19 protein-coding genes and 3 tRNA genes are annotated in these 23,855 nt (G+C 72.0%); 11 read left to right on the top strand and 11 right to left on the bottom strand.

Annotated features, from left to right (window positions below):
- Nucleotides 1-53 precede the first annotated feature (53 nt).
- The 4 genes from H7827_RS15250 to H7827_RS15265 all read right to left on the bottom strand — a co-directional run bounded on the left by H7827_RS15250 (nt 54) and on the right by H7827_RS15265 (nt 5,821).
- On the bottom strand, nt 54-1,076 hold the full coding sequence (locus H7827_RS15250; RefSeq protein WP_432745786.1) for a hemolysin family protein: 1,023 nt from the start codon (nt 1,074-1,076) through the stop codon (nt 54-56).
- Nucleotides 1,073-2,452 (bottom strand): hemolysin family protein, encoded by a 1,380-nt coding sequence (locus tag H7827_RS15255; RefSeq protein ID WP_432745788.1) that lies wholly within the window; start codon nt 2,450-2,452, stop codon nt 1,073-1,075. Before H7827_RS15255 ends, H7827_RS15250 begins: the two co-directional genes overlap by 4 nt.
- Nucleotides 2,453-2,733: 281 nt before the next feature.
- Nucleotides 2,734-4,215, bottom strand: a complete 1,482-nt coding sequence (locus H7827_RS15260; protein ID WP_432745790.1) for an aminopeptidase P family protein — start codon at nt 4,213-4,215, stop codon at nt 2,734-2,736.
- Nucleotides 4,216-4,369: 154 nt separating this feature from the next.
- On the bottom strand, nt 4,370-5,821 hold the full coding sequence (locus tag H7827_RS15265) for a PP2C family protein-serine/threonine phosphatase (protein WP_432745792.1): 1,452 nt from the start codon (nt 5,819-5,821) through the stop codon (nt 4,370-4,372).
- Nucleotides 5,822-6,261: 440 nt separating this feature from the next.
- Here H7827_RS15265 and H7827_RS15270 point away from each other — a divergent pair, with 440 nt between their 5' ends.
- On the top strand, nt 6,262-6,963 hold the full coding sequence (locus H7827_RS15270) for a bifunctional DNA primase/polymerase (protein WP_432745794.1): 702 nt from the start codon (nt 6,262-6,264) through the stop codon (nt 6,961-6,963).
- Nucleotides 6,964-7,147: 184 nt separating this feature from the next.
- On the opposite strand, the gene H7827_RS15275 is transcribed toward H7827_RS15270, so the two are convergent.
- From H7827_RS15275 to H7827_RS15285, 3 genes are all read right to left on the bottom strand, one after another.
- On the bottom strand, nt 7,148-8,125 hold the full coding sequence (locus H7827_RS15275; protein WP_200366076.1) for a DUF5926 family protein: 978 nt from the start codon (nt 8,123-8,125) through the stop codon (nt 7,148-7,150).
- Between the two features lie 83 nt (nt 8,126-8,208).
- A complete protein-coding gene (locus H7827_RS15280; RefSeq protein ID WP_030732362.1) occupies nt 8,209-8,637 on the bottom strand; it encodes an ATP-binding protein in 429 nt (142 codons plus the stop codon).
- A 142-nt stretch (nt 8,638-8,779) separates the two neighbouring features.
- Nucleotides 8,780-9,568 (bottom strand): glycerophosphodiester phosphodiesterase, encoded by a 789-nt coding sequence (locus H7827_RS15285; protein ID WP_386536006.1) that lies wholly within the window; start codon nt 9,566-9,568, stop codon nt 8,780-8,782.
- A gap of 110 nt (nt 9,569-9,678) precedes the next feature.
- Here H7827_RS15285 and H7827_RS15290 point away from each other — a divergent pair, with 110 nt between their 5' ends.
- The 7 genes from H7827_RS15290 (at nt 9,679) to H7827_RS15320 (ending at nt 16,451) form a co-directional block, all read left to right on the top strand.
- Complete coding sequence (locus H7827_RS15290; protein ID WP_432745796.1) at nt 9,679-11,103, top strand: S1C family serine protease; 1,425 nt, start codon at nt 9,679-9,681, stop codon at nt 11,101-11,103.
- 59 nt (nt 11,104-11,162) lie between these two features.
- Nucleotides 11,163-11,249: transfer RNA gene (locus H7827_RS15295), tRNA-Ser, on the top strand.
- Nucleotides 11,250-11,990: 741 nt separating this feature from the next.
- The gene (locus tag H7827_RS15300; RefSeq protein WP_432747991.1) at nt 11,991-12,527 is read left to right on the top strand and encodes a sigma-70 family RNA polymerase sigma factor; all 537 of its coding nucleotides are present in this window, start codon (nt 11,991-11,993) and stop codon (nt 12,525-12,527) included.
- Nucleotides 12,502-13,227, top strand: a complete 726-nt coding sequence (locus tag H7827_RS15305) for a hypothetical protein (protein ID WP_386542083.1) — start codon at nt 12,502-12,504, stop codon at nt 13,225-13,227. Before H7827_RS15300 ends, H7827_RS15305 begins: the two co-directional genes overlap by 26 nt.
- 161 nt (nt 13,228-13,388) lie before the next feature.
- Entirely contained in the window at nt 13,389-13,709 is a 321-nt protein-coding gene (locus H7827_RS15310) for a hypothetical protein (protein ID WP_030732346.1), read from the top strand.
- Nucleotides 13,710-14,041: 332 nt separating this feature from the next.
- Nucleotides 14,042-14,587 carry a SigE family RNA polymerase sigma factor gene (locus H7827_RS15315; RefSeq protein ID WP_030732344.1) on the top strand — a complete coding sequence of 182 codons (546 nt, stop codon included), beginning with the start codon at nt 14,042-14,044 and terminating at the stop codon, nt 14,585-14,587.
- 196 nt (nt 14,588-14,783) lie between these two features.
- A complete protein-coding gene (locus tag H7827_RS15320) occupies nt 14,784-16,451 on the top strand; it encodes a long-chain fatty acid--CoA ligase (RefSeq protein ID WP_432745799.1) in 1,668 nt (555 codons plus the stop codon).
- A 98-nt stretch (nt 16,452-16,549) separates the two neighbouring features.
- Here H7827_RS15320 and H7827_RS15325 read toward each other — a convergent pair whose 3' ends face one another.
- A complete protein-coding gene (locus H7827_RS15325; RefSeq protein WP_386540399.1) occupies nt 16,550-19,741 on the bottom strand; it encodes a hybrid sensor histidine kinase/response regulator in 3,192 nt (1,063 codons plus the stop codon).
- Between the two features lie 91 nt (nt 19,742-19,832).
- The gene (locus H7827_RS15330) at nt 19,833-20,228 is read right to left on the bottom strand and encodes an SSI family serine proteinase inhibitor (RefSeq protein ID WP_432745802.1); all 396 of its coding nucleotides are present in this window, start codon (nt 20,226-20,228) and stop codon (nt 19,833-19,835) included.
- 137 nt (nt 20,229-20,365) lie between these two features.
- Between H7827_RS15330 and H7827_RS15335 the strand changes: the two genes are divergently transcribed.
- Together H7827_RS15335 and H7827_RS15340 are read left to right on the top strand one after the other, a co-directional pair.
- Nucleotides 20,366-20,455 (top strand) — tRNA-Ser (locus tag H7827_RS15335).
- Nucleotides 20,456-20,587: 132 nt separating this feature from the next.
- Nucleotides 20,588-20,660 (top strand) — tRNA-Arg (locus H7827_RS15340).
- An 801-nt stretch (nt 20,661-21,461) separates the two neighbouring features.
- On the opposite strand, the gene H7827_RS15345 is transcribed toward H7827_RS15340, so the two are convergent.
- Nucleotides 21,462-22,685: a helix-turn-helix domain-containing protein gene (locus H7827_RS15345; RefSeq protein WP_432745804.1), complete on the bottom strand. Its 1,224-nt coding sequence runs from the start codon at nt 22,683-22,685 to the stop codon at nt 21,462-21,464.
- Complete coding sequence (locus H7827_RS15350) at nt 22,666-22,980, bottom strand: putative quinol monooxygenase (RefSeq protein WP_093843881.1); 315 nt, start codon at nt 22,978-22,980, stop codon at nt 22,666-22,668. Before H7827_RS15350 ends, H7827_RS15345 begins: the two co-directional genes overlap by 20 nt.
- A 214-nt stretch (nt 22,981-23,194) precedes the next feature.
- Here H7827_RS15350 and H7827_RS15355 point away from each other — a divergent pair, with 214 nt between their 5' ends.
- Complete coding sequence (locus H7827_RS15355; RefSeq protein WP_432745807.1) at nt 23,195-23,593, top strand: ATP-binding protein; 399 nt, start codon at nt 23,195-23,197, stop codon at nt 23,591-23,593.
- Nucleotides 23,594-23,855 lie beyond the last annotated feature (262 nt).

Below are 23,855 nucleotides of genomic sequence, written 5' to 3' on the forward strand. Positions count from 1 at the left end.
TACACACGAGGGCCCCGGGACGGTTTTCCGTCCCGGGGCCCTCGCCCGCTCCTTTACGCCACCGGTTCCGGCCGCATCAGCCGCACCAGCAGGTCATCCAGGCTGATCAGCCCGGACAGCCGTCCGTCACCGTCGCGGACCACCGCCAGCGAGGCGCGCCGCTGCCGCAGCTGCTCCACCGCGTAGGAGACGGTGTCGTCCGGGGCCAGCTCGGGCACCGGCCGGGCCAGCTCGCCCGCGGTGACCCGCTGTCCGCGGGCCCGCGCCACGATGGCGTCGCGCGCGTGCACCGAGCCGAGGATCCGCTCCCCGTCCCGTACCAGCAGCCGGGTGTGGTCGCTGGCGGTCGCCGCGGTCAGGATCGCGTCGGCCCCGGCGCCCGCCGGCACCTCCGCGATCTTGTCGGCCGGCACCAGGATGCCGCCCACCGGCGACAGCGGCTGGGTCAGCGAGCGGGTGATCAGCCCCGAGTCGGCCTCACTGATCAGGCCGAGCCGCTGGGACTCGCCGACCAGATGGGCCAGCTGCTCCCGGTCGTGGATCGAGGTCAGCTCCTCGCGCGGGGTCACCTTGCACAGCCGCACCAGACCGTTGGCGATCTTGTTCATCAGCCAGATGACCGGCCGGACCGCCCCCACCACCGCACGGAACGGCGGTGCCAGCAGCATCGCCGAGCGCTCCGGATGGGAGATCGCCCAGGACTTGGGCGCCATCTCGCCGACCACCATGTGCAGGAAGACCACCACGACCATCGCGAACAGGAACGCGATGCCGTAGGAGAGCCCGCCGGGCAGCCCCAGCTTCTCCAGCAGCGGATCGACCTCGTGCGAGATCGCCGGCTTGGAGATGGAGCCCAGCCCCAGGGTGCACGCGGTGATGCCCAGCTGGGCGCCGGCCAGCATGAGCGAGAGCTCACGCGTTCCGGCGAGCGCCGCCTTGGCGCCGCGCTTGCCCTCGGTGACGGCCTGCTCCAGGCGGTGCCGCTTGGCGGCGACCAGCGCGAACTCGGCGGCCACGAAGAAGCCACTGCCGATCAGCAGCAGCACGGTGATGAACGCTGCCATGCCCATGCTCATGAGCGCTGCTCCACCCGTTCACGCGGCGCGCCCACCGGGAGACCCCCGGCGGTGCCCTCCGCGGGCGGTTCGACGCGCTCCAGCCGGACCCGGCCAGGCACCCGCCGGTCGAGGGTGAGCACCTCGATGACGGCCGTGGCGCCGTCCGCCAGGCCGACCTCGATGCGGTCGCCGACGCCGGGGAAACGGCCACAGCGGTTGATGATCAGACCGGCCACGGTCTCGAAGTCCTCTTCCTCCGGCAGTGCGATGCCGGTGGCCTCGGCCGCCTCGTCGACGCGGCGGCCCGCGTCCACCAGCCAGCTTGTGCCGTCGGCGATCGCCGGCAGCTCGATCTCGTCGGTCTCATCGGCGATGTCGCCGACCAGTTCCTCGGCGATGTCCTCCAGGGTGACGATGCCGGCCAGACCGCCGTACTCGTCCAGCACCACGGCGAACTCCTCGCCGGCCGCCTGCATCTGTTCCACGGCACCCGGCAGCGGCAGGGTGTCGGGCAGCAACAGCGCGGTCCTGGCCAGCGGGCCCGCCTGGGCGTCCGCCAGCTCCGGCGGGGTCGCGCGCATCAGCTCGCGCACCCCGAGCACGCCGGTGATGTCATCGATCCGCTCGCCGACCACCAGGTAGTGGGAGTGGCCGTGCTCGCCGATCAGCGCGACGACGGAGGAGGCCGGATCGGTGGCGCGTACATAGGACACGTCGACCCTGGGCACCATCACCTCTGCGAGGGTGCGATCCGAGAACTCCAGAGCGTGATCGAGGAGCTGCGCGGTGTCATGCGTCAGCTGCCCGTGCTCGTGGGATTCGTCGATCAGCCGTCCCAGCTCCTCCAGGGTCGCCCCGTGGTGGAGTTCCTCGACCGGCTCGATGCCGACCTTGCGCAGCAGCTTGTTGGCCACCGAGTCGAAGACATGGACCACGGGGCCCGCGATCTTCAGGTAGGCGAGGGTGGAGGAGGCGAGGGACTTGGCCAGGCGCTCGGGTACGGCGAGCGCGAGATTCTTGGGGCCCAGCTCACCCAGGACCATCTGGATGACGGTGGCCAGCAGGAACGCCGTCACCAGCGCGACACCGGTCGCGGCGGCCTCGGGCACGCCCATGCCGCTCAGTACGGGATCGAGCAGGGTGGCGAAGGCGGGTTCCGCCAGGAAACCCACGATCAGGCCCGTCACGGTGATGCCCAGCTGGGCGCCGGAGAGCATGAAGGACAGCCGTTCCTGGACCTTCAGCGCGCGGGCGGCACGCTTGTCACCCGCGTCGGCCTCGCTCTGCAGGGCCAGCCGGTCGGCGGCCACGTAGGCGAATTCCTGGGCTACGAAATACCCGGTGCCGGCTGTCAGCACGATCACTGCCAGCAGACCCAGTAGCGCGGCACTCAACTGACACCACCTCGCCGTGTGCCGCTGTGCGTTCCATGCGGACGAGGTGGTCGGGGACTATGCCCAGGAGGGTCCGACGAATTGGCGGACAAGTTATCTCCTTTCATGGTGGGTGACACCGTTCAGCACGGTTGTGAACGGTCTGGCTGCTTGTCCAACGGGACGGGAGGTGTCCGTGTTCCCAGGGCTGTACCCGAAAACACCCTCTTGACACCTCGCGTCCCAGGCGGAACGTTCAGGCGCCGGCCGGGGCCGCGGCCCCGGCCGGCGGAGGTACGGAATCAGCCGGTCAGCCGGGCCATCCAGGCCTCGACCTCCCCGGCCTCGCGCGGCAGGCCGGCCGAGAGGTTACGGGTGCCGTCCTCGGTGACCAGCAGGTCGTCCTCGATGCGCACGCCGATGCCCCGGTACTCCTCGGGCACCGTGAGGTCATCGGCCTGGAAGTACAGGCCCGGCTCCACGGTCAGCACCATGCCGGGCTCCAGGGTGCCCTCGACGTACGCCTCCCGCCGCGCGACGGCGCAGTCGTGCACGTCCAGGCCCAGCATGTGGCCGGTGCCGTGCAGGGTCCAGCGGCGCTGCAGCCCCAGCTCCAGCACCCGGTCGACCGGGCCCTCCAGCAGGCCCCACGCCACCAGGTGCCCGGCCAGTACGCGCTGGGCCGCCTCGTGGAAGTCGCGGTACTTGGCGCCCGGCCGCACGGCGGCGATGCCCGCCTCCTGGGCCTCGTACACGGCGTCGTAGATCGTGCGCTGGAGCGCGGTGAAGCGGCCGTCGATGGGCAGTGTGCGGGTGACATCGGCGGTGTAGAGGGAGCGGGTCTCCACGCCGGCGTCCAGCAGGAGCAGCTCGCCGGGGCGCACCTGCCCGTCGTTGCGGACCCAGTGCAGGGTGGTGGCGTGCGGTCCGGCCGCGCAGATCGAGCCGTACCCGACATCGTTGCCCTCGACGCGGGCCCGCAGGAAGAAGGTGCCCTCGATGTAGCGCTCGGAGGTGGCGACGGCCTTGTCCAGCACCCGGACGACATCCTCGAAGCCGCGCGCGGTGGCCTCGCAGGCGTACGTCAGCTCGGCGATCTCGAACTCGTCCTTGATCAGCCGCTGCTCGGACAGGAAGCTCTTGAGCTCGGCGTCGCGCTCGGCGGTGATCTTGTCGGTGAGGGCCGTCTCGATGGTGCTGTCGTGGCCGCGGACCACGCGCACCGGGCCGGTGGCCTCCTTGAGCAGCGCGGCGACGGTGCGCACGTCGGCGACGGGGAGCCCGTACAGCTGCTCGGCCTCGGCCAGGCTGTCGCGGCGGCCGACCCACAGCTCGCCCTGGCCGCTGAGCCAGAACTCGCCGTTCTCGCGGTCGGAGCGGGGCAGCAGGTACAGCGTGGCCTCGTGGCCCCGGCCGTCCGGCGCGCCCTCGGCGTTCTCGGTGGGCTCCAGGACCAGGACGCCGTCCTCGGTCTGGTTGCCGGTGAGGTAGACGTACTCGGTGGCGGCGCGGAAGGGGTACTCCGTGTCGTTGGAGCGCGTCTTCAGCCGGCCGGCCGGGATGACCAGTCGCTCGCCGGGGAAACGGGCGGAGAGCGCGGCGCGCCGGGCGGCGGTGTGGCCGGCCTGCGGGACGGGGGCCAGATCGCGCTGCTCGGTGTCGGCCCAGCCGCTCTTCATGTTCTCGGCGAGCTCGTCGGAGACCGTCTTGTTCACGTTGTTCTTGCGCTGCTTGATGGTCTCGGCGGGCTTCTTCCCGTCCGTGGGCTTGGCTTCCTCGGCCACCCTGCTGCCTCCTCGCGTGCCGGCGGGTCCCGGTGGGGACCGGGTTCCATCGTATGTGCGAGTGGGGGATGCCGGACAGAGCCGTTCAGGGCCAGACATATGGCATGGCACTCCCCGGTGCCGCCTGGTGGTACCCGGTGTGACGCGGCGTGGCTCAGTGGAAGCGAACGGCGAGCAGTACGACCTCCTCGGCGCCGCTGTCGGTGGCGGGCACGGTGCGCAGCATGTGGTCGAGGAGGGCCTCGGGGTCGGCGCGCACCTCGGGTGCCGCGGCGCGGGCCGCGGTTCTCAGCCGGGCGAAGGCCCGGTCCATGGGCTCGCCGGTGCGGCGCAGCAGTCCGGCGCTGTACAGCAGGACCGTTTCTCCCCGCGCGACGTCGATCTCGACGCTGGGCGCCTCCCAGCAGGCGAGCATGCCGAGCGGGGCGGAGAGCGTGGTGTCGGCGAACTCGGCCCGGTGTTCCCCGATGACCAGGGGCGGCGGGTGCCCGGCGGAGGCGAGCACGAGGCGCCCGGCGGCGGGCTCGGCGTAGCCGAACAGCGCGGTGGCGGAGCGGGCGGGTTCGGTCAGCCGCAGCAGCAGTTCCAGGTCGGACAGGACGGCGACCGGGTCCTCGCCCTCCATGACGGCGTAGGCGCGCAGCCCGGCGCGCAGCCGTCCCATGGCGGCCACGGTGGCCGGGCCGCTGCCGCCGGTGCTGCCGATGGCCAGGCCCAGTGCCTGTTCGGGCAGGGCGAGGGCGTCGTAGAAGTCGCCGCCGCCGGCCGGCAGGGGCCGGTGGCGCACGGCGAGGGTGACGCCGGGGAGGTACGGCAGCCGGCTGGGCAGCAGTCCTTCGCGCAGTGTGGCCAGCTCGGCGCGGGCGGCGGCGAGGGTGGCGTGGTGGGCGAGCTGCTGGGCGGCGTGCCGCAGATAGCGGCCGAGCAGATGGCGCTGGCGCTGGTCGGGCTCGGTGGGCTGGTCGTAGAGCCAGACGGCGGCGGCGCGCAGCCGGCGGTCCGGGCTCCGGGCGGGGTCGGCGTCCGCGGCGCCCGGTCCGGCGGTGAGCAGGACGGCGTGGCTGGCGGCGGCGCCCAGGCGCCGGGCGACGTCGCGGTGCCGGGGGTCGAGTGTGTCGTCGGCGGCGATGTCCTGGTGGGTCAGCTCGGTGGGGCCGGCGGGGGTGTCCTGCGTCGCGGCGTCCAGGAGCCGGGTGTGGGGGGCGGCGGTGTCCGGCACGGTCTCCAGGTGGCCGAGTTCGCCGGGGGTGAGGCCGTAGCCGACGAGCCGGTCGGGAGCGGTGGGCCGGGGCCGGCCGACGGCGGCGTCGCCGTCCGGCGCACCGGGGTCGCCGGACTCCTCGGGGCGCAGCGCGATCAAGCCGCGGCGTGCGCCGATCAGGTGCGCTCCGGCACGGAGAGTCTCGTGAATTGCATCACTGAGCGTGCTGGTACGGGCGAGGCGCTCGGTGAGGTCGTGGAGAGCGCTGAGGTCGCTGATCCAGGAGGCGAGCCGTTCGGGCCCCGCGCCGGGTGGGACGGGTGCGTCAGTGGGTGGAGGAGTTTGCGGTACAGGGGTGATCGTTGGGTGGATTCCGGCCACATTCGAGGGGACGGATGTGCTCATGGGCGCTCTCTTCCGTCGAGGAGCGACTGCCGCGATCTCATCGCAAACCCCCCTGTTGTGCGGGGCGGCCACGAACGGCGCACCGCTGCCGGTGGGCGGGACCTTGGTGTCCGGTGTGCTCTTGGGTCGGGAATGATGATGCCCGTGTGACTGTGGTGTTCTCTGATCGACAGGCCGGGTCCAGAAGAGTTTGGCGTAAAAGGAACGCCGGTGCGTGGGACGCGCGATCGACTGGGAGGAGCCGGCGGCGGTCGCGCCGGACGGGCTGGGTACGTACGGGGTAGTGCTCCGGGCCAGTCACGGCCGGAACGGTTGTTTGGGTTCTGGCGTCCTCACCAATGCGCAAGACGCTACACACGGTGATCTAAGTTCCACGTGAGTGATTGGCCGGAGGATCTCTTCCGGCCCTCAATCAGCCGCGAAGGAAGGGACGAGCGCTCATGCGCGAGATCCTCGGAATGCGACGCACGAACGGCAAGGGCGAAAGCGGGGGGAAGGACGACAACGGATCCGGTCACGGCGATGACCGCGTGCTGCGCGACGCCGCCTTCGGCTATGCCCGGCGCTGGGGCTGGCCGGTGCTGCCCGGCGTCGAGCGGGGGGCGGACGGCCGCTGCGGCTGCGGGAAGGCCACCTGCGTGGTGCCCGGTGCCCACCCCCTGGACCCCGAGCTGCTGGCGGCCAGCAGCGATCCCCGGATGGTGCGGTGGTGGTGGACCGAACGGCCCACCGCGCCGATCATCCTGGCCACCGGCACCGACGGGGCGCCGTGCGCGCTGAGCCTGCCCGCCGCGGCCGCCCCCTGGGCCCAGGCCGAACTGGCGAGCCGGGGCGTGCGGACCGGGCCGGTGCTGGTCACCCCCACCCGGGCCTGCTGGCTGGTGGCGCCGTACGACCCGGCCGAGCTGGGGGAACTGCTGTACGCCCAGGACCTGGTGCCCGGCTCGCTGCGGTTCCACTCCGCGGGGGGCTACGTACCGCTGCCGCCCTCGGAACTGGCGGCCGGCCGGGCGGCCTGGCTGCACGGCCCGTGGCCGGGGCGGGACGGGCGGATCCGGCTGCCGCGCACCGCCGCGCTGCTCGATGTGCTCGTGGAGGCGGCGATCCGTACGCCGGGCGGCGGCTCGCGGCTGGCGCACTGAGGGCCGTCCGCGGGCGGACACGCAAGAACCCGGTCGCTGGCGACGGGGGATGCACCAGCGACCGGGCTCACTTCAGACGGTAACAACTCCAGCGGGAATCGCAAATCCCGGCCGGCCCCCGCGCGGGTGGATCCCGCCATCCACCCGGGGCCCTGTGACCGGAATCACTCCTTTCGGATGACCGCTAGTTCAGGGTGATCTGACGGTTCGTGAGGCCGCTGCGGGCCTTGCGCTCCTCGGGGGTGAGCGGGGTGGTCGCGGCCAGCGCCTCGGCCAGCCGCTCGCCGAACGCGGTGGCCGGCTTCTCGCACTCCTCGGCCCCGAAGGCACTGGGCAGATCCCACACCGGCACGGTCAGTCCGTGCGCCCGGAAGGAACCCACCAGACGGGTGTCCTCGCCCAGGGACGACGCGCCGGCGGCGTGCAGCCGGGCGAGCGCGTCCAGCAGCTGGTCCTCGGGGTGCGGCATGACCCACCGCAGGTGGTTCTTCTCGGGGGTGCGGCACCAGTACGCGGCGTCCACACCGGTCAGCCGGGTGGTGGGCACGGCGGCGGCGTTGGCGCGCTCCAGGGAGGCGGCGACCTCGCCGGTGGCGGACTCGGCGTCATCCAGCCAGAACTCGAAGCCGCTGTGCACCTCGGGCACGAACGGGGCGGACAGGTCCAGCAGGTCCTGGAGCCGGGGCCCGCCGGAGGCGGTGCGGCCGGCGGCCACCGGGCTGCCGGGGGTGGTGGCCAGCGCGCGGGTGAGCACATCGGCGAGGTCGCGCGAGAGGTCGCCGGTGGCGGTGTCGTTCTGCAGGGCGAGCAGCACGGCGCCGTCGTCACGGCGCAGCGCCGGCCAGGCCATCGGCAGCACGGTGGCCAGGGTGAGCGCCGGGACGTCCTGCGGCAGCCCCTCGCGCAGGGTCAGCGGCACGGTGGCGGCGGGCACCAGCTCGCGCAGCGCGACCCAGTCGCACTCGCCGGGCAGGCCCTCGAAGGGGCGGCGCACCAGCTCGGTGGCCGCCTGGGCGGCGGCACGGCCGTGGCAGGCCTTGTAGCGGCGTCCCGAGCCGCACGGGCACGGCTCGCGCGCGCCGACGACGGGGATCTCGCCGTCGGTGAGCTGCGGCGTGGCCGCGGCGCTGGGCTGGGTACGGGGGCGGCGCTTCTTGGCCATGCGGACGGCTCTCCTGCGTGTGTCGCGTACTCCTACGGCTTCGCCGCGAGCTTAGTGGCTCCGCGCGGGCCGCCCTCCGCCCCTCAGCGCGGATCCAGCACCACCCACACCGTCACCGCGCCGGACGGGTCGGCGTCGTGCACGCCCCAGGCGCGGGCGAGTGAGCCGATGATGGTCAGCCCGCGGCCGCCGCGCGCCGTGACGGACGGGGAGCCGGCGCGTGGCCGGGTCGGCCCGCCACCGTCCGTGACCGAGATGGTGATCTCACCGTCGGCGTCCTGGGACCAGGACGCCCGGACATGGCGGCCTTCGTTCAGTGGCCGTGCATGTCGATATGCATTACTGAGCAGTTCGGAAAGGATCAATACCGCATCGTCGATGATCGATTCCCTGGCACCATTTTCGAGCAATTCCGATCGCATACGCCGTCGTGCCGTCCCCACGCCACCGGGGCCATGGGGGACCGACATGGACGACGACGTCGGCACCTGCTGAGTTACCACCAACGCCACCCCCGATACCTCCTTTGCCCCACGCCAAGATGGGGATGCCCCCGGGGCGGAAAGCGGAAACCGGCTGTGCCCCATCCGTTGACGTACTCGTAATGATCGGATACGAAGCGAATGCGCCGGTGCACTCCCTGTCAGGCTTTGGTCAACCCATGCGCCTCAGCTGGTCACGCACCGTACGCGGCCGGTTGGTGATGATCGCGTCCACCCCGAGTCGCGCGCACAGCTCGACGTCCGCCGGGTCGTCCACCGTCCACACGTGCACCCGGTGACCGGCGCGGTGCGCCCGTTCCACATAACCGGGGTCGCGGCGCAGGATCCGGATGCCGGGGCCGGCGATCGAGGCGGCGGCGGGCAGCCGGCCGGTGCGGTTCCTGGGCAGCAGGAACTGCATCAGGAAGACGGTGGGCAGCTGCGGGGCGGCCTTGTGCACCCGCTGCAGCGAACGGGCCGAGAAGGACATGACACGGACCTGGCCCGGCAGCGGATGCGCGTCCAGGAGTTCCAGCAGCCGCTCCTCGACCCGGCCCGCCCAGCGGGTGGGGTGCTTGGTCTCGATGGCGAGCCCGATCGGCCGGTCGGCGTCGGCGACCAGCCGCAGCAGACGTTCCAGAGTGAGGACCGTGGTCCGCTCGGGGTCGGCGGCGTCGGGTGCCTCGGCCCCGCCGGAGGGCGTCATCCAGGAGCCGAAGTCCAGCTCGTTCAGCTGCGCCAGCTCCAGGGTGGACACGGCGCCGCGGCCGTTGGAGGTGCGGTTGACCCGCCGGTCGTGCACACACACCAGATGGCCGTCCGCCGTCAGCCGGACATCGCATTCCAGCGCGTCCGCGCCGTCCTCGATGGCCTGCCGGTAGGCGGCCAGGGTGTGCTCGGGGGCGTCCTCGGAGGAGCCCCGGTGCGCGATCACCTGAATCCGGTGGGGTGCGGGTTCCATCGGCTCATCCTGTCATGCACCGGGTTTACGTCCCGCTGACAGACACTGGGGAAGACTTCCCGCACTGCCCCGCACCACCCCCGACCGCTCGTGCACCCGAGGAGACAGCTGTGAGCACCGAGAAGGAGGGCCTGGCCCAGCCGGAGGAGCGGCCCACCCCGGCCCCGGCGGCGGTCACGCCGGAGGAGTCCCCGGCCGCGCCCGCGACGGCGCCCATCCCCGTGCCGCCGGCCGCCCCGGGCCCGCCGCCCGCCCCCGCGGCGCCGCCGATCCCGGCCGTGACGGGCGCGGAGGCGCCGCCGGCGCCCGCCGGGCCTCCGCCGGGCGCGTTCGGCGGTCCGGTCGGCCCGCCGGTGGGCCCGCCGGCCGGTCCGCCCGATGTCCCGTGGACGGCGTTCGGGGCCGCCCCGCCGCCGAAGAAGCGGCGCACCGGCCTGATCGCGGCCGTGATCGCCGCCACACTGCTGGCGGGCGGCGTCGGCGGCGGTGTCGGCTACCTGGTGGCGGACGGCGACTCGGCCACCACCAGTTCCGCGGCGTCCGGCGCGGGCACCGGCGAGGGCACCTCCGCGCGCCCGCCGGAGTCGGTGGCGGGGATAGCGGAAGCGGCGCTGCCCAGCGTGGTGACGATCGAGGCGCAGAGCTCCACCGAGGGCGGCACCGGCACCGGCTTCGTCTACGACGAGCAGGGCCACATCCTCACCAACAACCACGTCGTGGCCTCGGCCGCCGACGGCGGCACCCTGACGGTCACCTTCTCGGACGGCACGAGCTACGACGCGGAGGTCGTGGGCCGCGCCGAGGGGTACGACGTGGCGGTGCTGCGCCTGCTGGACGCGGGGGACCGCGACCTGGTGCCGCTGCCGGTGGGTGACTCGGACGCGGTGGCGGTGGGCGACGCCACGATCGCCATCGGCGCCCCGTTCGGCCTGTCCGGAACGGTCACCACCGGCATCGTGAGCGCCAAGAACCGTCCGGTGGCCTCCAGCGACGGCCAGGGCGGCAGCGCCTCCTACATGAGCGCGCTGCAGACCGACGCCTCGATCAACCCGGGCAACTCCGGAGGCCCGCTGCTGAACGGCGACGGCGAGGTCATCGGCGTCAACTCGGCGATCCAGTCCACCCCCGGAAGTGGGATGGGCCAGAGCCAGGCGGGCAGCATCGGTCTCGGATTCGCGATCCCGATCAACCAGGCGCAGCGCGTCGCACAGGATCTGATCGACAACGGTCAGCCGGTGTACGCGATCATCGGCGCCTCGGTGGAGACGCGCGGCGACACCCTGGGCGCCAAGATCTCGGACGCCGACGCCGCGGGCACCGACGCGGTCACCCCGGGCGGCCCGGCCGCCGAGGCCGGCCTGCAGCCGGGCGATGTGATCACGCGCTTCGGCGACCGGGTGATCGACAGCGGTCCGACCCTGATCAGCGAGATCTGGGCGTACGAACCGGGCGACACCGTCCCGGTGACGTACCAGCGCGGCGGCCAGGAGCACACGGCGGACATCGTGCTGGGCGAGCGGGTGGGCGACGCGTAGCACCGTCCCACCCACCGCGAGCCGTTACCCTTACTCCTGCCGTCCCGACGGACGGCAGGGGAGACTTGCCCGAGCGGCCTAAGGGAACGGTCTTGAAAACCGTCGTGGCAGCGATGTCACCGTGGGTTCAAATCCCACAGTCTCCGCAGCACGGCTGAACGCCGACCCCGAGGGGGTGTCCGGATCCCGGACACCCCCTCCGCCGTGCCGGGCCCCGGGCCGGTGCGCCGGCCATCGCAGGAGCCACGCCGTCGCTGGTCATGCGCTCCGAGCCGCGGATCGTGTCCCCTTCGGTGCTCTCCGAGGAGGGCCCCGCACCGGGCTCCGTCGGGCGGCCGCCGGCGGATACCGAGGCCATGGCGCGGCGTCGGGCCGACCGGCGCGGACGAGCCGATCGCTCGGCATCCGCCGTTCATATAAGCGTTGTTGGGGCCGTCATGACCGGCCCTGTGGGCAAGGGGCGGCGGTAGGGTAGGGGTTGCCTGCCACTGGCGCAGGTCAGGAAACTGGGCTTGCTCGGCGGGATCCGTGGCCGTGAGGACCGTCGGGATGGCGATGCCGTCCCTGGTCCGCCGGCCACCGTTCTCGCCAGGGGTACCGCGGAGTCCGGAACGACGTGTTCCCGTACGGCGGTGCCCCTCGACGTATGCCCGGGAATGATCGTTTCGGGTAGTCGGAACGCTTCATTCCGTAAGTTTTCTGGTCTTGATGATGCACGATGGGGTCCCGTTGTTCGTTGTGAGGGGCAGAGGGCGCACAACGTGTCTTCTCCGCACACGACTTGAGAGGACCTGTGGGTCTGTGATCCCGCGTCACACTCCCGCCGCCCTACGCGCCCTGGAGGGGTACCGGTGACCGAAGCATCTCGCGCCCCGTTGGCGGGGGTGATGCCCTTGCCCGCGGACCTCCGGGCGTTCCACCAGCTGTACCGGCCCGCCTATGTGCGCTGGGCCGAGCTGTACCTGGGGGAACGTCCCGGCGCCGAGGACGTGGTGGACCTCGCCTTCGAGCAGCTCGCCGAGGACTGGGGCGAGGCGCTGCGGCTGGACAGCCCCGCCGGGTACGCCTGGACCATCCTCAGGAGCCGCACGCTGGAGGCCGCCCGCTCCCGCGGCCGGCGGCCGGTCGTGATGGACACCGCCGCCTTCGAGACCGCCGCCCTGCGGGACGCCGTGGACCCGGTCGGCGAACTGGAGGAGAGCCTCAGCATCTACCAGGCGATCCGGGAGCTGCCGGAACGGCAGCATGATGTGATCGTCCTGTTGTACTGCCTTGGCTACGGTGTCCGGGAGACGGCCGATGTGCTGGGCATCAGCGTGCCCGGGGTCCGTTCCACCGCCCGCTACGCCAGGCGGCGGCTGAAGGAAGCACTCGGCCTCGACCGGGAAGGAGGCAGCGGTGACCTCACCGATCTCGCCGATTGACCGGATGCTCGCCAAGGCCACTCTCACGGCGCGGCCCTACACCGAGGCCGAGCTGGACGCCGCCGAACTGCGGCTGGCCGCGCGCATCACCCACCGTGTGCTGTTCGGTGCCCTGCACTTCGACGACGAGATCCGCTCGGTACGGGGCGAGGCGCTGCCGCCGCCCCGGGCGCAGATCGACGCCGAGGCGGCCGGGCATCTGGAGATTCTGTGCCGCACCGTCATCGAACGGGACGGCGCGCTCCAGCACATGTCCGCTTTTCTGGGCCGGCGCATTCCGTACCCGGACGGAGCGCGGGTGCTGGGCTGTGTGCTCCAGCTCGCCGGTCGCGAGGACAGCGCCCGATTCTGGTGGCAGTTCGCGGCGGGCGCGGGGGACGGTGCCGCCGCCTATTGCCTGTATCTGCACCACCTCACCCTCGGGGAGGTGTGGGAGGCGCAGTTGTGGCGCGGCCAGGCCGCCGAGTGCTCCGGCGAGGCCGCGGACGCCGGTGAGAGCACCGAGAGCGGCGGCGCCACCACTGACCTGGTGCTGCGCGTGCTGGGCCTGCTGCGCGGCAACCACTGCTGTCTGACGGACGTGGCCAGCGCCGTCCTGCGGTATGTGCCGGACGCCGTACATTTCGTCGACGAAATCGAACTGCCGCTTCCCGCCGTCGATTTCGCCCAGAGAATCGAAGAACTGACCACCTCTGCCTGAGGCGGGTTCAGCCTTTCGTGTCGGCCGAAGACGTTTATCGCGACCTCTTCATTCGTGCGAGGGAATGACCCGGTGGAACGCGAATGACCGGAGTGGGCTTGGGCAACTCTGCTTCCGCGACGTCGTGCTCAACAACCACTTCGGTTCACTGGAGGAATTCCATGGCAAGCATCCGCACCGCCCGTGTCATCGCTGCCGCCGCCTCGGTCCCGCTGGCGGTAGGTCTGCTCGGTGGCACCGCCCACGCGCTGGTAGGCGACAGTGGCGCCCTGGCGGGTGTCGCCTCCGACGCGACCGCCATCAGCACCGTGGGCAGCGGGGTGGCCGGCATCAACACCGGCAACTCCGGCACCATCCAGCAGGGTGCCACCGGAACCGGAGCCACCAACCAGAGCAACGCCGCCCAGGTGAAGGACGCGGGCTTCGTGGCGATCGACCAGGACACCACGAACTTCCAGCTGATCTTCAGCCCCCTGTGGTGAACCGTCGGGCCCACTGAGCCCACCCCCGGGCCACGGCCCACCGGGGTGCGCCATCAGAGGGTGACCGGGCAGGGGCAGGCCGTGCGGCCGTACCGGAAGGTACGGCCGCACGGTCATGTCTGTGCTCATGTCCCCGGTCACGTCTGCTCGCGCACGGTCGCGGACGGTCATCCCGATCACCAGGGAGATCCCTGATGACCCCTGAGGAGACACGCACCGCTCCTCCACCCCTGGGAGGTGTCACCAGGACCACCTCTACTCCCTGGGGGGGATACCTCATCGCGACCTGTGGCCGATCCGGTGAGGGGGTGCCCCCGCCTACGTTGGTTTCCATGACCACGCCCAGGACGGCCCAGTCGGGGACGCCGCTGACCTTCACCTCCTACGTGCAGGCACGCGGCCCCGTGCTGCTGCGTACGGCCCGCTCGCTGACCGCCAACCCCAGCGACGCCGAGGACCTGCTCCAGACCGCGCTGACCAAGACGTACGTGGCGTGGGAGAACATCGAGGACCACCGCGCCCTGGACGGCTACGTCCGGCGCGCGCTCGTGAACACCCGCACCTCGCAGTGGCGCAAGCGCCGCGTCGACGAGTACGCGGTGGACGAGCTGCCCGAGCCCGACCCGCTGCCCGAGCCCGATCCGGCCGAGCAGCAGGCGATACGCGAGGCCATGTGGCAGGCCGTGCGCAAGCTGCCCGAGCGGCAGCGGGCCATGGTCGTCCTGCGGTACTACGAGGACATGAGTGAGGCCGCCACCGCCGAGCTGCTCGGGGTGTCGGTCGGCACCGTCAAGAGCGCCGTCTCCCGGGCGCTGGCCAAGCTGCGCGAGGACACCGAGCTGGTGGCCGTCACCCGCCCCCAGGTACTCGCCGCCTGACCCGGCCCGCCCGATCGGGCCCAGCCCCATCGGGCCCGCGTGACCCGGATCTCCCGTCGGGCACCCCCCGGCCGCCGTCCGCCGGGAACCCCCCGCGCGGGCAGCGCGTCCCGCACACCCTCCTGACAGATCGCGTCCGCACTGTCAGACTGCCGAGGCATCATGGTGTTACTCAGAGTGACCTCGGGAGGCTCCGGTGTTCAGCACGATGCAGGACGTACCGCTCACCGTCACACGCATACTGCGCCACGGGCAGCGCATCCACGGCGGCTCCCAGGTGATCACCTGGACCGGTGACCCGGCCACGCCCCGGCGCCGTACCTACGCCGAGATCGGCGCCCGCGCCGCCCAGCTGGCCCACGGTCTGCGGGAGCTGGGTGTCCGCCCCGGTCAGCCCGCCGCCACCCTGATGTGGAACAACGCGGAGCACGTCGAGGCGTACTTCGCGATCCCCGCCATGGGCTCCGTCCTGCACACCCTCAACCTGCGGCTCCCCGCCCACCAGCTGAGCTTCATCATCCAGCACGCGGACGACCGCGTGATCATCGCGAACGGCTCGGTCCTGCCCCTGCTCGCGCCCCTGCTCCCCGCCCTCGACCGGGTCGAGCACATCGTGGTCAGCGGCCCCGGCGACACCTCACTCCTGGCCGGTACCCGGGCCCGCGTCCACGACTACGAGGAACTGATCGCCGGCCGCCCCACCACCTACCCGTGGCCCGACCTGGACGAACGCGCCGCCGCCGCCCTGTGCTACACCTCCGGCACCACCGGGGACCCCAGCGGCATCGTCTACTCGCACCGGTCCATCTACCTGCACTCCATGCAGGTCAACTCGGCCGAGTCGATGGCCCTCACCGCCGGTGACGTCTCCCTGGCCGTGGTCCCGCAGTTCCACGTGCTCTCCTGGGGCTTGCCGCACGCCGCCCTGCTCTCCGGCTTCAGCCTGCTGATGCCCGACCGGTTCCTCCAGCCGGGGCCCCTCGCCGACATGATCGCCGCCGAACGCCCCCGGCACGCCGCCGCCGTTCCCACCATCTTCCAGGCCCTCGTCCACGAACTCGCCGAACGCCCCCGCGACATCTCCGCCCTCGCATCCGTCACCATCGGTGGCTCCGCCTGCCCCGAGAGCCTGATGCGCACCCTCGACGAGCGGTACGGCGTACGCGTCGCCCACGCCTGGGGCATGACCGAGACCTCCCCCCTGGGCACCACCTCCCAGCCGCCGCCCGGCCTCACTCCCGAGGAGGAGTGGCCCTACCGGCTCAGCCAGGGCCGCTTCCCGGCCGGCGTCGAGGCCCGCCTGATCGGCCCGGACGGCGCCGAGATGCCCTGGGACGGCACGGCGGCCGGCGAACTGGAGGTGCGCGGACCCTGGATCGCCGGCGGCTACTACGGCGGCGCCGGCGCCACCGGCCCCGAGCGCCCCGCCGACCGCTTCAGCCCGGACGGCTGGCTGCGCACCGGCGACGTCGGCACCATCAGCCCCGACGGCTACCTCACCCTCACCGACCGCGCCAAGGACGTGATCAAGTCGGGCGGCGAGTGGATCTCCTCCGTGGAGCTGGAAGGGCTGCTGATGGGCCACCCAGAGGTACGGGAGGCGGCGGTGGTCGCCGTGCCCGACGAACGGTGGGGCGAACGCCCGCTCGCCTGCGTCGTCCCCGTCATCACCGGCGAGGTGGACTACGCCGCGCTGCGCGCCTTCCTCGGCGAACGGCTCGCCCGCTGGCAGCTCCCCGAACACTGGACGACCATCGAGGAGGTCCCCAAGACCAGCGTCGGCAAGTACGACAAGAAGGTGCTGCGAGCCCGCCACGCGGCGGGCGACCTGACGGTCACCACCCTCGCCCCGGTCCCCCGCTGACCGCGGGGCACAGCCCGCCCGGCCGCGCCCCCACGCCACACGGCGTGCGGAGGCGCGGGCCCGGCAGGCGCCATGCGCCCATGCGCCGGAGAAGGCGCCTAGTGTGCGCCTATCTTGGTCAGCAGATCCACGATCTTGCTCTGCACCTCGGGATGGGTGGACCGCTCCGCCAGGAACAGCACCGTCTCGCCCGAGGCCAGCTGCGGCAACTGCGTCGGGTCCATCTCGGCCGCCGTGTAGACGACGAACGGGGTACGGCTCAGCAGCCCGTTGATGCGCAGCCAGTCGATGATGCCGGCCCGGCGACGGCGGACCTGGTTCAGGTCCATCACCACCAGGTTCGGCCGGATCTGCGCCGCCACCTCCATCGCCTCGGCGTCCGAGACGGCGTGCGCCGCCTGCATACCGCGCCGCTCCAGCGACATGGCCAGCGCCTGGGCGATGGCGGGCTGCTCCTCCACCAGCAGGACGCGCGGCGGATGCTGCTCGCTGTCGCGCGGGGCCAGCGCCTTCAGCAGGACGGCCGGATCGGCACCGTACGCCGCCTCCCGGCTGGCCTGGCCGAGACCGGCCGTCACCAGCACCGGCACCTCGGCGGCCACCGCCGCCTGCCGCAGCGACTGCAGCGCGGTGCGGGTGATCGGGCCGGTCAGCGGATCGACGAACAGCGCGGCCGGGTAGGCGGCGATCTGCGCGTCGACCTCCTCACGCGAGTGCACGAGGACCGGACGGTAGCCGCGCTCGGTCAGCGCCTGCTGAGTGGAGGGGTCCGGCTCGGGCCACACCAGCAGCCGGCGCGGATTGTCCAGTGGCTCCGGCGGCAGTTCGTCGTCGGCCGGGGCGGGCACCCGCGGGGCGCCGCCCGGGCGGCCCTCGGTGACCTCCACCGCGCCGCCGGGACCGTCCAGCGGCTCCGGACCCTCGGCGGCACCGGCCGCCGGGGCGCTGATGGCGAACTCCCGCCCGCCGCCCGTCACATTCTGCGCCGCCTGCCGGGCCGCGCCCACGGCACGGGCCTCGGCGGGCGCGGCGGCGCCCTCCGGACCCGCGGGCTGCGGCGGCTCGATCTCGGCGGGCGGGGCGGCGAGCTTGCGGCGGCGGCCCGGATGCGTCCCCGTCCCGGCGGCACCGGCGCCGGTGCCCTGCGGCGGAGTGTGCACCGGGACACCCTGGCCGAGCGTCTGCACGCTCACGGCCGCCCGGGCGTCCGGCTTGCCGGCCCGGTCGCTGCCGGGCATCGGCAGGGCGCGGGGCTGGCGTACGGGCAGGGCGTTCTGCGGGGCGCTGCCGTCCAGGATCGGGCTGGACGCGACCACGGAGTGCTCGACGGGCTGCGGTTCGGGTTCCGCCTCCACCTCCGGCGCGGGTGCCGGGGCGGGCACGGGCCCCTGAGGTTCCGCGCCCTGGCCCTCGCCCGGATTGGCCCGGCGACGGCGCCCGGTCGGCGCCTCGCCGGAGGGCCCCGTCGACTGCTGCGGAATCTCCGGCTCGGGCCCGGCGGCCGGCACCGGGCCCAGCGCGCGCCGGCGGCGACCGCCCAGCGTGCCGCCCTGCCCCTCCGGCTCCTCGGGCCCCGCCGGCAGCGCCGCGGGCACCGGCACGGGCGCGGGAGCGGGCGTCGGCCCCGGGGGCAGCGCGGGCAGCGCCTCCCCCTGCCGCCGGCGCCGCCCACTGGGCGCCTCGGCCTCGGCCTCCACCGCCGGCTGCGGCTGCTTCTTCTTGGCCTGCGTCCCGCGCGCGGGCTGCGCGGGCACCGGCATCACCGTGGTGTCACCGCTGGCGTCCCGGCCCGCTCCCACGCCCGTACCGACGGCCTGGGGCGCGCCCGCGCCGTCCCCGCCGGAGACCGGAACCTCCAGCACGTACGCGCTGCCGCCCGCCCCCGGCACCTGATGCGTCTGGAGCACGCCGCCGTGCTGCCGCACGATCCCGCGCACGATCGGCTCGTGCACCGCGCCGCCGCCGGGGCGGGGCCCGCGTACCTCGATCCGTACGACATCCCCGCGCTGCGCCGCGGCCACCACGATCGTGGCGTCCCCGCCGCCGCCGCGGCCGGTGGCGTCCACCCCGGCCACATCGGCGATCAGATGGGCCAGCGCCTGCGCCAGCCGCTCCGGGTCCACCTCGGCGTCGATCGGCGGGGCGTGCACGGCGAACTGCACCCGGCCCGGGCCGATCAGCTCGGTCGCGCCCTCCACCCCGGCCGCCACGACCTCGTCCAGCGACGCCTTCTCCAGGGACAGCTTCTCGACGCCCTCGTCCAGGCGCTGGTAGCTGAGCACGTTGTCGACCAGCGTGGTCATCCGGGCGTACCCGGCGGCCAGATGGTGCAGCAGCTGATTGGCCTCCGGCCACAGCTGCCCGGCCGGATCGGCGGCCAGCGTGGTGAGTTCGTCGCGCAACTGCTCCAGCGGGCCGCGCAGGCTCTCGCTGAGCACGGACTGCAACTGCACGTGCCGGGCGACGAGCGCGTCGTACGGGCGCCGGTCGGTGAACGTGAGCACCGCGCCGACCAGTTGCTGCCCGTCCCGGACGGGCGCGGTGGTGAGATCCACCGGCACCGCGCGGCCGTCCTTGGTCCACAGCACCCGGCCGCGCACCCGGTGCTTGCGCCCGGAGTGCAGCGTGTCGTGCAGCGGGGTCTCCTCGTACGGCAGCGGGCTGCCGTCGGCGCGCGAGTGCTGGATGAGCGGGTGCAGTTCCTGGCCGCCGAGCTGGCTGGCCCGGTGCCCCAGGATCTGCGCGGCGGCCGGATTGACGAGCACGATGCGGCCCGCCGTGTCCACCCCCACCACGCCCTCGGAGGCGGCCCGCAGGATCATCTCCGTCTGCCGCTGCTGGCGGACGAGTTCGGCCTCGGTGTCCAGTGTCCCGGACAGGTCCCGCACCACCAGGACCAGCAGTTCCTCGCCCGAGTAGTCATCGGTGAACGCGGCCTCGACGGCCGAGGCGTAGTGCGCGTGCCGGTTGTTGAGCCCGGCGCTGGTCACCTCCACCGGCAACTCGACGCCGTCCGTGCGCCGCGCGACCATGCGGGTCGGCTTGGTGCGCGCGGCGGGATCCTCCTCGGGACGGCGCATGGAGCCCGGAATACGCCGCGGATCGAAGTCCGGGACGATGTCGAGCAGTCCGCGTCCGATGAGGGGCGCGCCGGGGACCTCGAGGGTCTCCATCGCGATGGCGTTGGCGTTGACGACGGTGCCGTTGCCGTTGACGAGCAACAGCGCGTCCGGCAGCGCGTCGAGTATGGCGGCGAGGCGAGCAGCGCCTCTCGCTGGCCTGCTGCTCACGACGTCGTTCCTCCCTAGCCCGTGCCAGTCGTTAGGGGGGAGTCTACGGCCAGCGGTCCCCGGCGCGGTGGTGTGTTCGTGGAAGCGCTGTTCAGGAGTGGTTGCCGACCCGCGGCAGGGCGGGGACGAGGGCGTCCCAGCGGGCGATCTCACACCCGTCCGTGCGGCTGAACTCGGCAGCCACCCGCTGCCCGTCCCACACCCCTTCGACCCGCGCGGTGGCCGGCCCGCCGTAGACGCGGGTGCACAGGGTGCCGTCGGCGAGCGGCGCGAACGGCGCCTGCACGGCCTCGATGGCGGCACAGGCGTCGGCCGCCCGCGGGTGGTCCCCGCCGGCCGGCGAACAGCGGAGCCGCTGGACGCCGTCGGCCGACCCGTGATCGCTGACGGTGATGGTCAGCTCGTGGGTGGGCGCGGGCGCCGGCTGCGGCTGCGCGGTACCGGCGAGGGCGGCGAGAACGAGGGCGGCGAGGGAACTGCTGTACACGGGGGCCTCCAGGACGATCGACTCCGGACGGGGTACTCCCCGCCGCCGTGCCTAACGCCCGTCCCCCCGGATCGTTGCGGAACGGATTGGCTGACCCCGCCACGCCTGTGGCATCATGTGCCACGCACCGTGTGCGAGGAGGCTTCGCCTAGTCTGGTCTATGGCGCCGCACTGCTAATGCGGTTTGGGGTAACCCCCCATCCCGGGTTCAAATCCCGGAGCCTCCGCCGTGAGCCCTGGTCCCGAGGACCAGGGCTTTGGTGTGTTTGCCCAGCTCAGAGGGGCTGGACGAACGGATTTCCCCCCCGGCCGCAGGTCATGTAATGTTGTCCCCGCAAGCCGGTCCGCAAGGGCCGCAGGCGCTCGTAGCTTAACGGATAGAGCATCTGACTACGGATCAGAAGGTTGCAGGTTCGAATCCTGCCGAGCGCACAGAATGAAGCCCCGTTCCCACCGGAACGGGGCTTTTTCGTGCGATGAAACAGCCGCCGGTACGTTCCGGAGAGCCTGGCCCGGCCTGGGTGAACTCGATCCCGCTCCGTTCATCCTTCGTGATCGGCGACGCTCTCCACGCCTGAAGGGGAGATCCGCTCGGCACCTGGAGCGACAAGGTTGTCGGCGGGCTGGAACCAGACCAGGGCGATCAGCAGGAGAGGCCAGGGGCGGAGAGCCAGTCGGCCGGTGATCTCCCGCATGGTCGCGAAAAGGTCGACGAGGAGGGCAGCGGTTGTCCGGGAGTCCTCGCCTTGGTCGATCGGAGTAGGGCGATGGTGACAGGGATGAGCGACATCGGCCGTGGAACGCGACGCAGGCTCCGCAGGGGAGAAGCATCCCGCAAGAGGGCAGGTCGTGGTGCCCTGTTGCGCCCCGTGAGCCTGCGAAGCAGAGCCACCCCGAACTGACCCGACGGCGCGGGGGAAGCGGCTTAAGTGAGACATGGATGCCTTCCTTCCGGATGTGCGAGGAGGGGCTTCAACGTGGCCGCCGGTTGCCCGGAAACGGACATTTTGGGGTTCCTTGGACGCTGCCGAGTCGGGCTGTCGAGACAAGCAAGGCGGCGCACGTGCGCCCGTGTCGGTCGGTGGAGCCGTACTGCTCCGCGTCGGCCAGGACCGTCTCCTGGCCGACGCGTTCGCAGGGTCCGCACGCTTCGCCTGCCGGAGGCGAGAGGCGCTGCCAACGTCTCCACCGTAGCTCGCACAGAAAGTACTGTCTAGTACTTCAGATACCAGTTCACATTTCTTGTACGCCCAACTCGCTTGCCAATGCTCGGAGCTGGTCGGACGGCAGCGGGCTCATGGCCATGAGATCGGCGACGAGCTGCTTGACGGCGGGCTTCGCGCGGAACATCTCCGGCAGCAACTCGCGCACGTTGCTGAGGGAGTGGACGGCCTTGTCGATCTGGCGGCGTTGGGCATGGGCTTTGGCGAGGTCGATGCCGAAGCGTGCCTGTCGTTCCGAGGACAGGCCGGACGGGTCCACGCTCTCGGCGGCGCGCAGGGCTACTCCGGCGTCGCCCAGGTCGACAGCCACGGCGACTTCGTGGAGCGCGACATTGGTGGGGCCGAACTCGGTGTTGTAGTCGTTGCGTCCGTCGCCAATCCGATCGGCTAGCTCCTTGGCCGCCCGAAGGTGCGTGTATGCGTCGTCGGCGTGGTTGAGGCGGCCGGCGGCGAGCGCACGCTGAAGGGTGAGGGCGCCGCGCAGCGCGATGGCTTCTGGTTCACCGCCGTCGGCCAGGGGGGCAAGCGCGTCAGCCGCGCTGCCGGAGACCTGGGCAGCTTGGTCGTAGTGGCGTGCCCCGAGGAAGACGATCGACAGCCGGAACTCGCCGGCCGCCATCAGCAGCGGATCTCCTGCCCGCTCAGCTGCGACGACGGCGCGGTCGACAGCGATCCACGCCGCTTCGGGCTCTCCCATGTTCGCGAGGGCCGCACTGCACGTGTGGTACATCGAGGCCAACAGCCGGAAGAGTCCGGGGCGTTCTCCGTCACTGCCGGCACGAGTGGCTGACTCCAGTCGCGGAACCAGACCTTCGAGCAGCTCCGCCAGATCCGCGTAGTTGCCCTCGTGTGTCAGCGACCAAGCCCGATCGACATCGGTGCGCAGAGCGGGGATGTCCGGCGATTCCGGCTGGCCGAGGATGGCCTTCAGGGAGTGCGCGGAGCTGAGCACGAGCCGGAGACGGCTCGCACCGGGTGCCTCGTGCTCCGTCACCGAGGCGACGATCGGAGCCTCGGCGGCCAACTCGGCGACCGGCAGGTCCAAGACCTCGGCGACCTTCTCCAGGACCGTCATCCGGTCGATGCGGCGCACGCCCCGTTCCACTTGGGAGACCCAGGCTTCCGACCGGTCCAGCAGGCCGGCGAACTCCTTCTGCGACAGCCCGCGCCGTTTGCGGTTGAACGCGATCTTGCGGCCGAGGGTCTTCTCGTAATCAGTGCTCAACGTCCACACCCTTGCCGGACACGAAGTCCAGGCGGTCGACCTCGGTCGAGGCGAGGTACTGCTCCCGCTCGGCGAGGAAGGAGCGCACGTAGTCCTGCGACTCGTGCGTGTCGAAGGCGGCCACGTCCCGGTACAGCTCGTAGAAGATCCGCTCCAGCGGCCGGCCGTCAACACGGTGCACGGTGTAGATCACCGTTCCCGGCTCGTTCGCACGAATCTGCTCCCCTGTCCGCGCGACCAGTTCATCGAACGCAGCGGCTGCGGCCTCGTCCTTGCAGGTGAACCGCACCATCAATCCGAACATCGGGGTTCCTCTCTCGTCGACGTACGCGCCCGGCATCGCGCCACTGCGCACGCTATGCGGGCATCACCCGCACGAAAAGTGCGATCCCGCACTTTCGCAACGCACATTTTGGGTACGGTGCTAGTACTAATTCTACGTGTCATTGCGGTTGGCGTCATCACAACGCACGAACTGGTGCAAGAAACCGCAGGTCACCAAGGATGAAGGAGCGCTCATGCCGACCCATCGACGCACCTTCCCAGGGCTACCTGAGGAAGTCAGTCGTGCTCGTCACTGGATCCGGGAGATCCTCGGCGACCACCCCTGCACGCAGGACGCCGAGCTGATCGTCACGGAGCTCAGCGCCAACGCCATCACTCATACAGAAAGTGCAGACGCTGCCTTCCGCATCGCGGTGACCTGTACCGGAGACACGGTGAAGATCGCCGTCGCCGATGCCGGTGGCGCCCACCGCCGCCCGCGCATCGAGCACCAGGACAACAGTTCCCCTCACGGCCGAGGTCTGTTCCTCGTCTTCGCTTGCGCGTCGACCGTCGACATCAGAGGTGACCGTCACGGCCACACCGTGACCGCTGAGCTCACCGGCAAGCCGACCGGCACCTGTACATGCTGATCACCACCAAGGCGTTGCCGCTCCAACTCGACACAGGATTCTGGTGCGAGGCCATTGCCTACACCTCCAATGGCGTGTCCACGCACTGGCTGGGATCGGCTCCGTCTTCGACGGCCTGGATCGCGATCCGGTGGCTTCGCTGGAGGGCCGGGCCACATCAGCGACCAGCTGGATCCGCCGGCTGCGTATCCGGTGCGGTGCTGGCTCGCGGACCAGGCCGAGCACGAGCGGGCGCTGGAAGTTCTGGTGACCGGGGACCTGT

Origin of the sequence: Streptomyces sp. JH002 (genome assembly GCF_050916115.1) — a bacterium.
GTDB classification, from domain to species: domain Bacteria; phylum Actinomycetota; class Actinomycetes; order Streptomycetales; family Streptomycetaceae; genus Streptomyces; species Streptomyces xiamenensis.

Excerpts from the sequence above, each read along its gene's own strand:
- H7827_RS15250 (WP_432745786.1), bottom strand. The coding sequence starts at position 1,076 with ATGAGCATGGGCATGGCAGCGTTCATCACCGTGCTGCTGCTGATCGGC.
- H7827_RS15355 (WP_432745807.1), top strand. The coding sequence starts at position 23,195 with ATGCCGACCCATCGACGCACCTTCCCAGGGCTACCTGAGGAAGTCAGT.
- H7827_RS15300 (WP_432747991.1), top strand. The coding sequence starts at position 11,991 with ATGCCCTTGCCCGCGGACCTCCGGGCGTTCCACCAGCTGTACCGGCCC.
- H7827_RS15315 (WP_030732344.1), top strand. The coding sequence starts at position 14,042 with ATGACCACGCCCAGGACGGCCCAGTCGGGGACGCCGCTGACCTTCACC.
- H7827_RS15310 (WP_030732346.1), top strand. The coding sequence starts at position 13,389 with ATGGCAAGCATCCGCACCGCCCGTGTCATCGCTGCCGCCGCCTCGGTC.
- H7827_RS15275 (WP_200366076.1), bottom strand. The coding sequence starts at position 8,125 with ATGGCCAAGAAGCGCCGCCCCCGTACCCAGCCCAGCGCCGCGGCCACG.
- H7827_RS15350 (WP_093843881.1), bottom strand. The coding sequence starts at position 22,980 with ATGTTCGGATTGATGGTGCGGTTCACCTGCAAGGACGAGGCCGCAGCC.
- H7827_RS15285 (WP_386536006.1), bottom strand. The coding sequence starts at position 9,568 with ATGGAACCCGCACCCCACCGGATTCAGGTGATCGCGCACCGGGGCTCC.
- H7827_RS15265 (WP_432745792.1), bottom strand. The coding sequence starts at position 5,821 with ATGAGCACATCCGTCCCCTCGAATGTGGCCGGAATCCACCCAACGATC.
- H7827_RS15270 (WP_432745794.1), top strand. The coding sequence starts at position 6,262 with ATGCGCGAGATCCTCGGAATGCGACGCACGAACGGCAAGGGCGAAAGC.